Below are 14,147 nucleotides of genomic sequence, written 5' to 3'. Positions count from 1 at the left end.
AAGCGATGGCTATTTTCACTGGGTCGTCAACCCCAGCAAGCCCATCGCCCCGCCCAGGGCCAGGAAGGGACCGTAAGGGATAGCGGTCTTCAGCGTGGCCCGCCGGGTCAGCAGGAGGAAAAGGCTCACCCCCCCAGCGATGAGGATCCCGTAAGCCAGCGCCTGGAGGCCCTGGGGGAACCCGGTGGTCAGCCCGATGAAGGCGGCCAGCGTGGCATCCCCGCCCCCGATCCCCCCGCGGGTGAGCAGGGCCATCAAGAAAAAGAAAACGAAGGCCCCCAGGCCCACGAGCCACGCCCCCACGGGGCCCGCCCCCAGCCACGGGGAAACCGGTGCTAGGATGGCCGCCAGGGCGATGGCCGGAAGCATCACCGCATCGTAGATCCGTCGGTGCTCCAGGTCGGTGACCGTGACCAGAACCAGAACCGTCAGATACAGAGCGACCAGCCCCGCCCGGGTGGAGAGCCCGAAACGGGCGGCCGTTAGCCCCCAGAGGATCGGCACCCCCAGCTCCACGATCAGATCCCGCCGACGGGAGAAAGCCCCCGTTCGAACCGCCCGGATCCAGGCGGAGGGAAGGCCCCCGCCATCCTCCCACAACGGAACCACCCGGCGACGCGGCAGGGCATTCGCCAGGCCGTTGACCAGCATCCCGATGGGCCATCCGATCCATCCGAAGAGAAAAGCTTCGATCATCCGACCTCCAGGCTCCAGGCAAGGATCTGGAAGGGACGGGTCGGCCGTGAAGCGGCCTGTCCTATCGGCATCCGAGGGATGATCCCCCGGACCCGAACTCCCTCATTATGCCATCAGTGGGCCCCGGGGGAGAACGGATAAAGGATTTGACACCCCATGCAAAGGCTGTTAAATTATTAGTCAAAAGAATCGCTCGAAAAGCGATGAGGGGGAAGAGTAAGGATCCAGCGCCGCCCAGAGAGTCGGGGTTCAGGTGGGAGCCCGATGCGGATCCTGGATCCTGAATGGGCCCCGGAGCTGCCGCCCGAACCGGAAGGCTTTCTTCCGCAGTAGGCGCGGCCGGAGACGCCACCGTTATCGGCTGAGGGCTTCGCCCGGTCTGACCGGGCGGCGCCTGCGACAATGAGGGGGGCCGGCCTCTCTCCGGAGAGGCTGCGCTCAAAAAGGGTGGCACCGCGGGCAACCCCAGGGCCCGTCCCTTTGCGGGGCGGGCCCTGTTTTATTCACCCGGAGGGTGCGGGCTTTCTTTATCCTGAGGGGCTTTCGGGGACAGGACACCCGTCGCTGGGCTCCTGTTCCGGAAAGCGGATTCACGCTTTTCCCATTTCAATCAGGAGGTCGCGATGGCGAAAAAGAAGCGCGTGCTGACAGGCGATCGCCCAACGGGCCCATTGCACCTGGGCCACTATGTGGGGACGCTGGCCAACCGGGTGCGATTGCAGGATGAGTATGAGGTCTTCCTCCTGATCGCGGATTACCACGCCCTCACCACCAAGCCGGAGAAGGCGGACATCCTGGCCGCCCGTGAATACATCCGGGAGATCGTGCTGGATTACCTGGCGGTGGGCATCGATCCGGAGAAAACCACCATCTACGTCCAGTCCGATGTGCCAGAGGTCTGCGAGCTGGCACTGTTGTTTTCCATGCTGGTCACCCTGCCCCGCGTCGAACGCATCCCCACCCTGAAGGATATGATCCGGGACCAGAAGATCGAGAACCCCTCCATGGGGCTTATGCTCTACCCCATCCTCCAGGCGGCGGACATCCTCCACGTTAAAGCGGAGATCGTCCCGGTGGGGAAAGACCAGGAGTCCCACATTGAGCTCTGCCGGGAGATCGCCCGCCGGTTCAACAGCCTCTATGGGGAGGTCTTCCCCGAGCCGGAGGCGCTGATCGGAGATGTGCCCACCCTCCCGGGGATCGACGGGCGGGCCAAGATGAGCAAATCCCTGGGCAATGCGATCTTCCTCAGCGACCCGCCGGAGGAGGTCGCCCGCAAGGTGATGCAGATGTTCACGGATCCCACCCGGATCCGGCCGGATATCCCGGCGGACCCCGATGCGCCCCACAATGTGGTCTTCCGCTACCATGAGGCCTTCAATGATGATAAAGCGGAGGTGGAGGAGCTGAAAGCTCGCTACCGGCAGGGGAAAGTCGGAGACGTGGAGGTCAAGAAACGGTTGATTGCGGCCCTGGAGCGGTTCCTGACGCCGATCCGGGAGCGGCGGGCGTATTACGCGGCGCGGCCCCATCTCATCGATGAAATCCTGGCCGCCGGTGCGGCAAAGGTCCGCCCGATCTCCCAGGCCACCCTGGCGGAGGCCCGGGAGGCGATGGGTCTCAGCGCCCGCCACCTCGCGGAGCTGAAAGCCCGCTATCTGTGAGGAGCTGGGGGCTGGAGCGGCCCATCGAAGGGGGCTGTCCCGGCCCCGGAGAAGATCTCTCGCACGTGCTGGCCGTCCACCCTGTCCCAGGAGGGATCACCCATGGGCGATCGAACTCGATTCCTGCTTTCCGAGGAGGACATCCCGAAGGCCTATTACAACATCCTGGCGGATCTCCCCTTTGAGCTGCCGCCGGTGCTCCATCCGGCCACCGGCCGGCCGATCGGGCCGGAGGATCTGGCCCCCCTTTTCCCGATGGCCCTGATCCAGCAAGAGGTCAGCCGGGAGCGGGAGATCGAGATCCCGGAGCCCGTCCGGGAGATCTACCGGCTTTACCGGCCCACCCCGCTGATCCGGGCGCGCCGGCTGGAGCGCATGCTGGATACTCCGGCCCACATCTATTACAAATATGAAGGGGTGAGCCCGGCCGGGAGCCACAAGCTCAACACCGCCCTGGCCCAGGCGTTCTACAACAAACAGGAGGGTGTGCGGGGCCTGACCACGGAGACCGGCGCCGGCCAGTGGGGCAGCGCCCTGGCCATGGCCTGCCGTTTCTTCGACCTGGAATGCACCGTCTTCATGGTCAAGATCAGTTACCAGCAGAAACCCTATCGCCGCATCCTGATGGAAACCTTCGGCGCCCGGGTGATCCCCAGCCCCAGCCCCGAGACCGCCGCCGGGCGCAAGGTGCTGGCCGAAAACCCCGATTCCCCCGGCTCCCTGGGGATCGCCATCAGCGAGGCGGTGGAGGCCGCGGCCACCAGCGGCGGGCGCCTGAAGTATAGCCTGGGCAGCGTCCTCAACCACGTTCTGCTGCATCAGACCGTGATCGGCCTGGAGGCGAAGAAGCAGATGGAGCTGGCCGGGGAATACCCGGATCTGGTGATCGGCTGCGTGGGCGGGGGGAGCAACTTCGCCGGGCTGGCGCTGCCGTTCATGCGGGACCGGCTCGTGGAGGGGCGACCCACGCGCTTTATCGCGGTCGAGCCCACAGCGGCTCCCAGCCTGACCAAAGGCGTCTATGCCTACGATTACGGGGATACGGTGCGCACCACCCCTCTGCTCAAGATGTATACGCTGGGCCATACCTTCACGCCGGCCCCCATCCACGCCGGAGGGCTCCGCTACCACGGCATGGCCCCTATCCTCTGCGCCCTGTATGAGAAAGGCCATCTGGAAGCCGTGGCGTATCCTCAGACGAAAGTCTTCGAGGCCGCCGTGCTCTTCGCCCGGGCTGAAGGGATCATCCCTGCCCCTGAGTCCGCCCACGCCATCCGGGCGGTGATCGACGAGGCCCTGCGGGCGCGGGAGGAAGGCATGGCCCGTGTGATCCTGTTCAACCTGAGCGGACACGGACACTTCGACTTAGCAGCTTACGATCAGTATCTGCGGGGGGAGCTCGCGGATTACGAATACCCCGCTGAGGAGGTGGCCCGTGCACTGGCCTCTCTCCCATCGGTCGGCGTTGCGGCCTGAGATCGGCACCCACAGGGGATCTTAGACAGGGCCTTGAATCGCCGGGCGGGCCGCTGGAATCGGCCCGCCCGGCTGCTCCATCCCCTCCGGAGAAAATCCCCCAGCGGAACCGGGAAGCGGATGGACCATGCGCTTCTCCGACAGAACCCGATAGACCAGCCCGCGTGAAACCGGAGCGCCTCGATTTCCACGGCCTGTGGAAAACCCGAAAGGCTCCCCCATATCTGGGAGGGCATCCAGTTATGGACCGAGGATATAGGCCCCTCCCCGCAGGATCCCCTGGCCTGGAACTGGGGAAAACCGGCGTGAAACCTGTGGAAAAGAAGGTCAGACTGGGGATAACTTGTCCCCAGGAGAGACCCGCTTTTCCCACTTTCCACAGCCTTCTACACCGGTAATCGGTCCAATCCGCCAGATATGGGGGCGGAAGAGTTTTCCACAGTTTCCATGAGTTTTCCACATCCTCCCCTATTAAACAGATTTTCCACAGCCTGCCCGTTATCCAGGTCGGAGGATCCTCAGGGGCCTTGCCCAGATCTGGCGAAGGATCCTTCAGGCCCCTGCATATTTCGGTCTCGCATTGGGGCATGCCGCGGAAATCTCCACAATCCACAGAGCCTGCGATGACTATGATTTATAATGCTAACGACACAAGGAGTTATACAGCTGGCCTCTCCCGAGCCTCCATGGGGAGGCCGAATCGCTCTTCCCCATAGCCCTGGGTGTTACGGGAGGAGGGTGAAGAAAATCCTTTTGGGGCGCAGCGTTCTATCCGCCCCGGAAGCCCCTGTCAGGAGCGCACGCCATGGAGGGGGAACCGCGTCGGGTTCTGATCACCGCCCGATTCGATCCGGAGTGGGTAGCCCGTTGGCAGGCCCGCTGGCCGATGCTGCGATTCGAGCTCCACCCAACGCGGCATCCGGAGAGGATCCCTCGGGAGATCTGGCGGGAGGTTGAGGTCCTCTACACGTTCAACACGCTTCCCATGCCGGAATGGGTGCCCCGTCTGCGATGGGTGCAATTGCATTCCGCCGGCGCGGATCACGTGCTGGAGCATCCGCTCTTTCGAAGCGATGTGCTGTTCACCACGGCCAGCGGGGTGCACGCCATCAATATGGCGGAGTATGTCTTCGCCATGGTGCTGGCATGGTTCCATCGGGTCCCTCGGATGCTGGAGTGGCAGGCCCGCGCCGAGTGGCCTCCCGATCGGGAGCGCTGGCCCCTGTTCGTTCCCGAGGAACTTTGGGGAAAGACCATCGGCATCGTGGGCTACGGCAGCATCGGGCGCCAGGTGGCACGCCTGGCGAAGGCATTTGGCATGCGGGTGCTGGCCATGCAACGGGGAGAAGAGCGACGGGACCGGGGGTTCGTCTTCCCCGGGACCGGGGATCCGGAAGGGATCCTGCCGGATCGCTATTACATGCCCGCCGAGCTCCATGCATTGCTGGCCGAGAGCGATGTGGTGGTGATCGCCGTCCCCCTGACGCCGGAGACCCGGGGGATGTTCGATGAGGCGGCCTTCCGGGCGATGAAGCGCAATGCCTTTCTGGTCAACATCGCCCGCGGCCCGATCTGCCAGGAAGCGGCGCTGGTGCGGGCGCTCCAGGAGGGGTGGATCGCCGGTGCCGCGCTGGATGTGTTCGAGCAGGAACCCCTTCCTCCTGAGCACCCGCTCTGGCGCTTGCCCAACGTGTTGATCAGCCCCCACGTGGCGGGGTTCACACCCCATTATGATACCCGGGCCGCGCAGATCTTCGAGGAAAACCTGGATCGTTATATGCGAGGCGAACCGCTATGGAATGTGGTGGATAAGATGCGGGGATATTAGCGTTGAGGGATCCCTCGATCTCCAGACGCCACGCTCCTCTCCAGGATCTGTTCAGGCCACGGCGGGGGATCTCCAGAGGCGGGTATGGCCACCTTTGGGTCGCCTCGCTCGCCTTCATGGTTCCAGGTCGCCGAACCCCCTATATGTGGAGGATTATAATTTATGATCCCCTACATATAGGGGTAACTGGGGGAGGATCGTTCACGAAAGCCTCACGGGACCTTCACCGAACGGCCACGAAGGCGGGCCTGGAGCGGCGTTAACATGCGATTGCCCGAGATGGGAGGCGGCGAGGGGGTGGGTGGTGGCCCGCTGCTTCCCTGCGGGCGAACAGCGAAGCCGGGAGGTTCAGGCATGACCGAAGCCGCTCATGAGCTCGCCGGGAAATCGCTGATCTGTCCGGATGGCGTGCTCGGCACCGTGGCCGAGGTGCTGGTGGATCCGGAAACCGGGCGTCCCACCCATCTGGTCTGGCGGGAGCCGGTGATCCTTTATCAGGAGATCAGCATCCCGATCGCCTATATGGAGGGCGTGGATGGCGATGGGATCCGCCTGCGGGTTCGCCGCGAAGAGATCGAGCGCCTGCCTCGCTTTGTATGGCGTTGATTTCCCCGGGAGAACGCAGCGTGTTGCTCGACGATCTGATCTTCCGGATGGTTAGCGGGTTAGAGGCGGCGGCCTCGCCTCCCCCCACTCCGGTTCCCTCTCCCTATCAGGTGTTCATTCCGGCAGTGGGCGCGCCTTCCCCGGCCGCCTCCGGGACCCCAGCGAGCCGGCTGCCGTTTTTAGAAAGCCCGTGGCTCTATCTGGCTTTCGGCGTGCTGGTGGGCGCGTGGCTGGCGCTGCGCGCGCTGGAGCGCCGTGGGAAGACGGGTCGGTGAATTCCACAAAAGGGGCTAAAGAGGGAGCCATCGGGGGAAGGCCCGCGGGTCTTCCTGGAATCCAGGGGCGTAAGCCATGAAAACAAAAGCCGGCGGAAGGAAAGCGCTCCTTCCGCCGGCGCTGTCGGGGCGGGCGGATTTGAACCGCCGACCTCGTGGTCCCGATCCACGCGCGCTAACCTGGCTGCGCCACGCCCCGTCCCGATGCAGATTATATCTCCCTCGGATTTTCCTGGCAAGGATAGGTGGCCCCTAACCCCGGAGTCCCTCCATCGGATAGCGTGTTGGACTTCCGTTCTTTCCTGCGTTCGCCATCCGGAAGGGCACGGGCGGGTGGGTTTAAAATGAAGGAGGGGGTTCACCTCCTGGGCTTTGCCGTTCTGGAGGGCGAGGGGATGGAAAATCCGGCAGGAGGTCTTCGATGGGCTGGACCGGGCCGCTGGTGGAAGTGCGCAACGTCTCCAAGATCTACGGGCGGCCGCCGCGACAGGTCGTGGCGGTGGAGCGGGTTTCGTTTGAGATCCGCCCGGGCGAGTTTGTGGCCCTGTTGGGCCCCTCTGGATGTGGGAAATCCACCCTGCTGCGGATGATCACGGGCCTGGCCCAGCCCAGCGAGGGGGAGATCCGCTACCGGGGACAGCCGCTGCGGGGAGTCAATCCCTATGCGACCATTGTGTTCCAGACCTTTGCCCTCTATCCCTGGCTGACGGTTCTGGGCAATGTGGAGCTGGCCCTGAAGGCCCGCGGGGTGCCTCCGGCGCAGCGTCGGGAGCGGGCCCTTCAGCTGATCGACCTGGTGGGCCTGGATGGCTTCGAGCATGCCTATCCCCGGGAGCTCTCCGGTGGGATGCGCCAGAAGGTGGGCTTCGCCCGGGCCCTGGCGGCCGAGCCGGAGCTGTTGTGCATGGATGAGCCGTTCTCCGCCTTGGATGTGCTGTCCGCAGAAGCCCTGCGGGGCGAGCTCATGGAACTCTGGCTCTCCAAACGTCTGCCGATCCAGGCCATCCTCCTGGTCACCCACAACATCGAGGAAGCAGTCTGGATGGCCGACCGCCTCATCCTGATGGATAAAGACCCCGGCCGGGTGATCGCCGAGCTGGAGGTTCGGCTGCCCCACCCTCGTCGTCGCAAGGATGGGTACTTTCAGTCTATGGTCGATCGGGTGTACGCAATGATCGCCGGGCAGACGGAGGAACAGGTGCCCGGGAAGCGACCAGGGGAGCCAGGCCGGGCGTATCGGATGCCGGAGGCGCGCATCAATGCGGTGGCGGGGTTGACCGAGAAGCTCCTGGAGGAAGGGGGATGGGCGGATCTCTACCGCCTGGCGGAGGAGCTGCGTTACGAGCTGGATGATCTGCTGACGATCGTGGAAGCGGCTGAGCTGCTGGGGTTCGTGAAGGTGGCGGAGGGCGACATTATCCTCACGCCCCTGGGGGAAGCCTTCGCCGAAGCCAGCATCCTGGCCCGTAAGGAGATCGTGGCCGGGCGCATCCTTCGCCTTCCGATCATCCGCTGGATCTATGAAACCCTCCATTCGGATGATGATGGCCGGGTGAGCGCGGATTACTTCCGCGAGCAGCTCCAGCTGGATTTCACTCCGGAGGAAGCGGAGCGGCAGCTGGAGATCGCCATTCACTGGGGCCGCTACGCGGAGCTCTTCGCCTACGACGAGGATTCCGATGAGCTGTTCCTGGAGGAGGTCCCGGCGCCGGCGATCGAGTGAGAAGGCAGGGCATGAGGCCGCTGCTCTCCCATCGAGGGCTTCAAAGGACGGTCCCCCTTGTCCGCCCCTTTCCAGAGATGGGATCCCGGAGGGGGGGGCGTTCCTCTATCGCCCGATCAAACGTCCCGCCTCTTCGACGATCCGTTCCACTGTGAAGCCGAGGCGCTGATAAACCTCCGGGTAGGGCGCGGAGGCGCCGAAGCGCTCCAGCCCGATCACGGCGTCCGCATAGCGATACCATCCCCACGGGACCCCCGCCTCGATGGCCAGACGGGGAACTCCCGGTGGGAGCACGGCGCGCCGGTAGTCCTCGGGCTGGGCCTCGAAGAGTTCCCACGAGGGCATGCTGACCACCCGGGTCCGAATCCCCTGAGCCTCCAGTTGCTCCCGCGCCGCGATGGCCAGGGCCACCTCCGAGCCGGTGGCGATCAGGATTAGATCGGGCTTCCCATCCCGGGCCTCGGCCAGCACATAGGCGCCTCGCGCCAGCTCGGAAGCCGGGGCCAGCCCACGGCGATCGAAGATCGGGACTTTCTGCCGGGTCAGGATCAGGGCGATGGGTCCGTCACGCCGGCGCAGAGCGACCTTCCAGGCCTCGGCCACCTCGTTGGCGTCGGCCGGCCGGATCACCCAGAGGTTCGGGATGGCCCGCAGGGCGGTCAGGTGTTCCACCGGCTGATGGGTGGGCCCATCTTCCCCTATGGCGATGCTGTCATGGGTGAAGATATAGATGACCGGTTGGCCCATCATCGCCGCCAGGCGGATGCTCGGCCGCATATAGTCGCTGAACACCAGGAAGGTGCCGCCGTAAACCCGGAAGGGGCCATACAGGCTCATCCCGTTGAGGATGCCGCCCATGGCGTGCTCCCGCACGCCGAAGTGGATGTTCCGGCCGTCAAAGCGTCCGCGGCCGATGGCCGGGAACCCATGCAGGTAAGTCTGAGTGGATTCCATGAGATCCGCGCTGCCTCCTACCAGGTTCGGGATGACCTTCGCCAGGGCGTTCAGCACCTTCCCGGAGGCCGCGCGGGTGGCCATCCCGTCAGAGGAAGGCGGGAAGGTGGGGATCGCCTCCTCCCAGCCCTCGGGCAGTTCCCCCCGCCACCAGCGCTCCCATTCCGCGGCAAGCTCCGGGTAGGCGGCGGCATATCCCTCCCATCGGGCCCGCCACTCCGCCTCCCATTGTGCCCCCTCTTCCATAAGCCTCCGCATATGGGCGTAAACGGCTTCCGGGACGTAGAAGGGGGGCTCCACGGGCCATCCCATGCGCTCTTTGGTGCGGCGCACCTCATCGGCTCCCAGGGGCGCGCCGTGCGCTTCCGCCCGATCCTGCTTATTCGGGCTTCCATAAGCGATATGGGTGTGGCAGATCAGCAGGGAGGGCCGGTCCTCCACCTGCTGGGCCTCCGCCAGGGCCTGGGCCACCGCCGCGCGGTCATGGCCATCGAGGTCCAGCACGTGCCAGCCGTAGGCCCGAAAGCGACCGGCCACATCCTCGGTAAAGGCAAGGTCGGTGGGGCCATCGATGGAGACGTCGTTGTCGTCGTAGAGGACGATCAGCCGCCCCAACCCCCAGTGGCCGGCCAGGGAGGCGGCTTCGTGGGAGATGCCCTCCATCAGATCGCCATCGGAGGCGATGACATAGACGAAGTGATCTACGATAGGAAACCCTGGACGGTTGAAGCGTTCGGCCAGGAGACGGGCCGCCAGAGCCATCCCGACAGCGTTGGCAAACCCCTGGCCCAGCGGCCCGGTGGTGGTCTCCACTCCTCGGTGGGGATCATATTCGGGGTGACCGGGTGTGGCGCTGCCCCACTGGCGGAACCGCTGGATCTCTTCCATCGGCATATCGTAGCCGGAAAGATGAAGGAGGGCGTAAAGCAGCATCGAGCCGTGCCCGGCGGAGAGAACCAGGCGATCCCGGTTAGGCCAGAGGGGATTGCGGGGATTGTGGCGCATCACGTAACGCCATAGCACATAGGCTGCGTCGGCCATCCCCATGGGCATCCCGGGATGGCCTGAGCGGGCCTGCTCCACCGCGTCCATGACCAGGGCGCGGATGGCGTTCACGCACAGCTGATCCAATTCGGGGTTCAGGGTAGGAAGCCTCGATGTTCCTTCCGAGATGATCATCCGCGGCCTCGCTGTATTTTTTGTGGAACTCAGCGCGTTCCAGGCGCCTCTGGAAGACAGCCGTTCGGGTTCCGTTTCATGCCGGAGGGGCGGGGCGCGGATCACCTCCCCCCACCGGGCCAGGAGGTCGAGCGGGCGCGCGACGAGCTGGAGGCCCTCCGGGCCCGCGAGGAGGTGCGGGATCCGCGCCTCCGCCTGCGTGCGCCAGAGATCCAGCCGCCGCATCGCTCTCACCCCCCTGGCCGGCCCGGGATTCGTCGATGGGCGCAGCCACCTTATAGTTTAAGCGAGCTATGTGAACATTTCGTTAACACCGCGTTCCGATCCCCCGGATCCGGATGCCTGCCGAAGCAGGTCCTCCAGCCCCAGCGTTCGGAACAGGCGCTCCCGGGCTTCCCCCGGCATCGGGATCCGACCATACCGACGGTAGAGCTCGATAGTTCGCTGCGTCGTGTTGAAAACCACATGGCAATCCGGGCATTCCCTCAGGTGTTGCTCCAGCTCCCGGCAGAGATGCTCGGCAAGCTCCCCGTCCAGGTAGAGGTAGATCTGGCCCAGCCATTCCTCGCAGCGTTTCGATAGGGGCATCCCGGGTTACCTCCCTGTTAACTCTTCGGCGAAATATCGCGAAAGCCGTTCGCGCAGCTGCAGGCGGGCGCGGTGCAGGCGGGCCTTCACCGCATCAGTGGAAATCCCCAAGATCTGAGCTACCTCTTCGGTCGACAGGCCCTCCACATCTCGCAGCAGAAACACGGTCCGCAGGCTCGCCGGCAGGCTGTGGATGGCTTCATCCAGCACGGATCGGAGCTCCGCGCGGAGCAGCTCCTCCTCGGGCAGGCAGCACCAGTCAAAGAGCTCCCGGGGGATTTCCTCATCGTCCTCCAGGAGGATAGGCTGATCGATGGAGATCGTTTCGGGCTCCTTCCGGCGCAGTCGCATCAGGGCCAGGTTATAGGCGATCCGGTAGAGCCAGGTGCACAGCCGGGCTTCCCCGCGGAAGTCCTTGAGATGCTGGAAAGCCTGGAGGAACGTCTCCTGAAGGACATCCTCCGCTTCCTCCCGGCTGCCCAGCAGCCGGTACGCGACGTGATAGATCACGTCTCCGCACCGATCGATCGCCGCTGCGAACGCCTGACGGTCTCCCCGCCGCAACGCGTCGAGCAGATCCGCTTCCGAGAGCTCTCCCTTCATCCGCCGGGCTATCGGCATGACGTATACCTCTCCCGAGTTTGAACCGTTGCCGGTCCGGGCGCGTTATCGTTCCCAGTTAAACGCCTCGATCAGCGTCGCCAGCGCTTGCCGGTTGGGGATCAGAACGGCGGCCCCATTGGGGGTCTGCCAGGGGCGGACCATGGAGGGCTCCACGGCAAGCAGGCGGATGCGCTCCTCCGGCACCCCGCGAGCGAACTGGGCGATGGCCAGCATCTCCGGGAGGGTGAGATCCGTTTGCACCGAGTCCCCCAGGGTCCGGAGGATCTCCGGGATCTGGGGCAGGGCCTGAAGGGAGAGGACCTTCGCTCGCAGGGCCATCAGCACCTGTTGCTGTCGCTTCAGCCGCCCGAAATCGCTGTCCGCATGCCGGGTCCGCACATACTTTAACGCCAGCTCCCCATCCATATGGAGACGCCCGGCCGGGATCACCAGGCGCTCCGTGCGGTAGTCATCGGTGGGGTAGGCGTTGTCCACGATGGTGCGGGGGACGTCCACATCGATCCCGCCCACCAGGTCGATGATCCGCTTGAAGCCGTTGAAATCCAGGATGATATAGCGGTGCACCGGGACGCCGAAGTTGTAGGCCACTGTCCGCTTGGCCAGCTCCCCGCATCCGCCGAGATGGTAATAGTCGCCGTAGAAGCACGCCGTGTTGATCCGGCTCTGGGAGATCCCGCGCTCCTCCAACCCCGGGATGGGCACGTAGAGATCCCGGGGGATGGAGAGCACCGAGATCGTGTTGCTGATGGGATCCAGGCCGATGAGCATGATCCCGTCGGAACGGACCGGGATGTCCTGCTCATCGGGCCGGCGATCCACCCCCAGCACCAGGAGATTCAGCCGGCCGGGGACGGGCCATGCGGGCGCCGGGTTGAGCCACTCGATCGGGTTGAGCATCCGCCCCACCTCCGAGATGGGCGGCAGGCCCAGGGGACCACCTCCAGATCCTCCCCCGCCGGCCATCGCCCGCCAGCGCTGGGCGCGCGCGGCCATCACCACCGCGATCCCTAGCCAGGTGGAAAGCAGCGTGGAGGCCAGCAGGACGGCGATGAAGAGCCGATAATACCGCCCGCCGGAAGCCGGGCGGGAAGCGGTCGACGCCACGGACTTCACCGTGTTCCTCCCGTTGCAGATTCCAATCCGCCCCCGGAGGGCTGTCCCACCGTTCCTCCCAGCCTTCCGGGGCCAACCCCTTATTGTAATCCATCTGCCGCTCATCCATCGCAGCGAAGAAGGATCTCAGGGCGAGAGGGCCGGGCTGATGTGCTCTCCACCCATCCCCGCCTCTTGTTAATGATATTTGATCTTATGTCGCAAATCATATACAATGTCGCTGAATTCGTGGTTCGTTCCGGTGGGGGAGGCGATGGGACGACGGGTGGAGCTGGAGGGATGGGAGAGCCGGGTGCGGGAGATCCGGCAGCAGCGCGGGTTGAGCCAGGCCGAGCTGGCCCGACGGTCAGGGTTAAGCCGGCAGGCCCTCAGCGCCATCGAGGCGGGCCGGTATCTCCCCAATGTGGCGGTGGCGCTTCGTTTGGCGCAGGTTCTCTCCTGCCGTGTGGAAGATCTGTTCCCTGTCCGGGCTCCCCCTCCGTTGCTGGAAGCAGAGTGGCCTCTCCGGGCAGGTCTGATCCAACCGGGCGCGCTTCGGGTGTGCCTCGGCCGGGTGGGCGGGCGCTGGATCGCCTGGCCGTTGCACGAGATGTGGGGTTTCCATATCGCGGCGGATGGCCGGGTGGTGGAAGGCGGGCGACCCGGCCAGGTTCGGATCGCCCTCCCGATCTCCTCCTCGATGTTGGAACGGACGCTGCTCATTGGGGGATGCAATCCGGCCCTGGCCCTGCTGGCCGCCCACCTGGAAGCGTGTTTCCCGGAGTATCGAGTGCGCTGGATCCCGATGAACAGCCGGTCTGCCTTGCAGGCCCTGGCCCGGGGGGAGCTCCACATCGCCGGCACCCATCTCTGGGATCCGGTGCGCGGGGAGGACAATCTCCCAGCGGTCCGTCGGGCGCTGGCCGGGCGTCCGGTGGCGGTTTTCGCGATGGCCCGCTGGGTCGAAGGGGTGATGCTGCCTCCGGGAAACCCTGGGCGGATCCGGCGTCTACAGGATCTGACCCGGCCGGACCTGCGGATCATCGGGCGGGAAGGAGGCGCGGGCAGCCAGCGGGTGCTGGTGTGGCAGCTTCGCCGGGAAGGCATCCCGGCCTCCGCCCTCCCCGGGTTGCGATGGCAGGCCCGGGATCATCTAACGGTGGCCGCGGCCCTGGCCGCCCGCCTGGCCGACGCCGGGCCTGGGGTGCTTCCGGTCGCCCGCGCCTTTGGCCTGGCGTTCCTTCCCCTGGCGGAATCCCGTTACGATCTGGTCATCCCGGAGGAGCTGCTGGGGACTCCCGAGGTGGAGGCTTTTCTGGAGGTGTTGAGCAGCCGCCGCTTTCGGGAGGAGCTGGAGGTCATCGGCGGCTTTGATCCGCGCCCTGCCGGCACCCTGGTGGCCCATCTGAGCCGCTTATCCCCACACTCCAGGAGGAGGTAAA

12 protein-coding genes and 1 tRNA gene are annotated in these 14,147 nt (G+C 65.2%); 7 read left to right on the top strand and 6 right to left on the bottom strand.

Going from position 1 to position 14,147, the window contains the following annotated elements:
- Positions 1-15: 15 nt before the first annotated feature.
- A complete protein-coding gene (locus VAE54_RS01145; protein ID WP_322800088.1) occupies positions 16-696 on the bottom strand; it encodes an A24 family peptidase in 681 nt (226 codons plus the stop codon).
- Between the two features lie 623 nt (positions 697-1,319).
- Here VAE54_RS01145 and trpS point away from each other — a divergent pair.
- The 5 genes from trpS to VAE54_RS01120 all read left to right on the top strand — a co-directional run bounded on the left by trpS (position 1,320) and on the right by VAE54_RS01120 (position 6,545).
- Positions 1,320-2,360, top strand: a complete 1,041-nt coding sequence (gene trpS, locus VAE54_RS01140; RefSeq protein WP_322800087.1) for a tryptophan--tRNA ligase — start codon at positions 1,320-1,322, stop codon at positions 2,358-2,360.
- 102 nt (positions 2,361-2,462) lie between these two features.
- Positions 2,463-3,836 carry a TrpB-like pyridoxal phosphate-dependent enzyme gene (locus VAE54_RS01135; protein WP_322800086.1) on the top strand — a complete coding sequence of 458 codons (1,374 nt, stop codon included), beginning with the start codon at positions 2,463-2,465 and terminating at the stop codon, positions 3,834-3,836.
- Positions 3,837-4,641: 805 nt separating this feature from the next.
- Positions 4,642-5,664: a D-2-hydroxyacid dehydrogenase gene (locus VAE54_RS01130; protein ID WP_322800085.1), complete on the top strand. Its 1,023-nt coding sequence runs from the start codon at positions 4,642-4,644 to the stop codon at positions 5,662-5,664.
- A gap of 354 nt (positions 5,665-6,018) precedes the next feature.
- A complete protein-coding gene (locus VAE54_RS01125) occupies positions 6,019-6,270 on the top strand; it encodes a hypothetical protein (RefSeq protein ID WP_322800084.1) in 252 nt (83 codons plus the stop codon).
- A gap of 20 nt (positions 6,271-6,290) precedes the next feature.
- Positions 6,291-6,545: a hypothetical protein gene (locus VAE54_RS01120; RefSeq protein WP_322800083.1), complete on the top strand. Its 255-nt coding sequence runs from the start codon at positions 6,291-6,293 to the stop codon at positions 6,543-6,545.
- 124 nt (positions 6,546-6,669) lie between these two features.
- Here VAE54_RS01120 and VAE54_RS01115 read toward each other — a convergent pair.
- Positions 6,670-6,744 (bottom strand) — tRNA-Pro (locus tag VAE54_RS01115).
- 222 nt (positions 6,745-6,966) lie between these two features.
- Here VAE54_RS01115 and VAE54_RS01110 point away from each other — a divergent pair.
- On the top strand, positions 6,967-8,268 hold the full coding sequence (locus VAE54_RS01110; protein WP_322800082.1) for a nitrate/sulfonate/bicarbonate ABC transporter ATP-binding protein: 1,302 nt from the start codon (positions 6,967-6,969) through the stop codon (positions 8,266-8,268).
- A 105-nt stretch (positions 8,269-8,373) separates the two neighbouring features.
- On the opposite strand, the gene tkt is transcribed toward VAE54_RS01110, so the two are convergent.
- The 4 genes from tkt to VAE54_RS01090 all read right to left on the bottom strand — a co-directional run bounded on the left by tkt (position 8,374) and on the right by VAE54_RS01090 (position 12,726).
- Positions 8,374-10,401, bottom strand: coding sequence for a transketolase (tkt, locus tag VAE54_RS01105; RefSeq protein WP_416223749.1), 2,028 nt, complete (start codon positions 10,399-10,401; stop codon positions 8,374-8,376).
- 291 nt (positions 10,402-10,692) lie between these two features.
- Entirely contained in the window at positions 10,693-10,989 is a 297-nt protein-coding gene (locus VAE54_RS01100; RefSeq protein WP_322800080.1) for an anti-sigma factor family protein, read from the bottom strand.
- Positions 10,990-10,995: 6 nt separating this feature from the next.
- On the bottom strand, positions 10,996-11,610 hold the full coding sequence (locus VAE54_RS01095; RefSeq protein WP_322800079.1) for an RNA polymerase sigma factor: 615 nt from the start codon (positions 11,608-11,610) through the stop codon (positions 10,996-10,998).
- A 45-nt stretch (positions 11,611-11,655) separates the two neighbouring features.
- On the bottom strand, positions 11,656-12,726 hold the full coding sequence (locus VAE54_RS01090) for an LCP family protein (RefSeq protein WP_322800078.1): 1,071 nt from the start codon (positions 12,724-12,726) through the stop codon (positions 11,656-11,658).
- 253 nt (positions 12,727-12,979) lie between these two features.
- Here VAE54_RS01090 and VAE54_RS01085 point away from each other — a divergent pair, with 253 nt between their 5' ends.
- The gene (locus VAE54_RS01085; RefSeq protein ID WP_322800077.1) at positions 12,980-14,146 is read left to right on the top strand and encodes a substrate-binding domain-containing protein; all 1,167 of its coding nucleotides are present in this window, start codon (positions 12,980-12,982) and stop codon (positions 14,144-14,146) included.
- The last annotated feature ends 1 nt before the right edge of the window (position 14,147 follow it).

This window comes from Thermoflexus sp. (assembly GCF_034432235.1).
In the GTDB taxonomy this organism is placed as follows: domain Bacteria; phylum Chloroflexota; class Anaerolineae; order Thermoflexales; family Thermoflexaceae; genus Thermoflexus.
The sequence above is the reverse complement of the archived record's forward strand: the minus strand, read 5'-3'. Positions and strand labels throughout refer to the sequence as shown.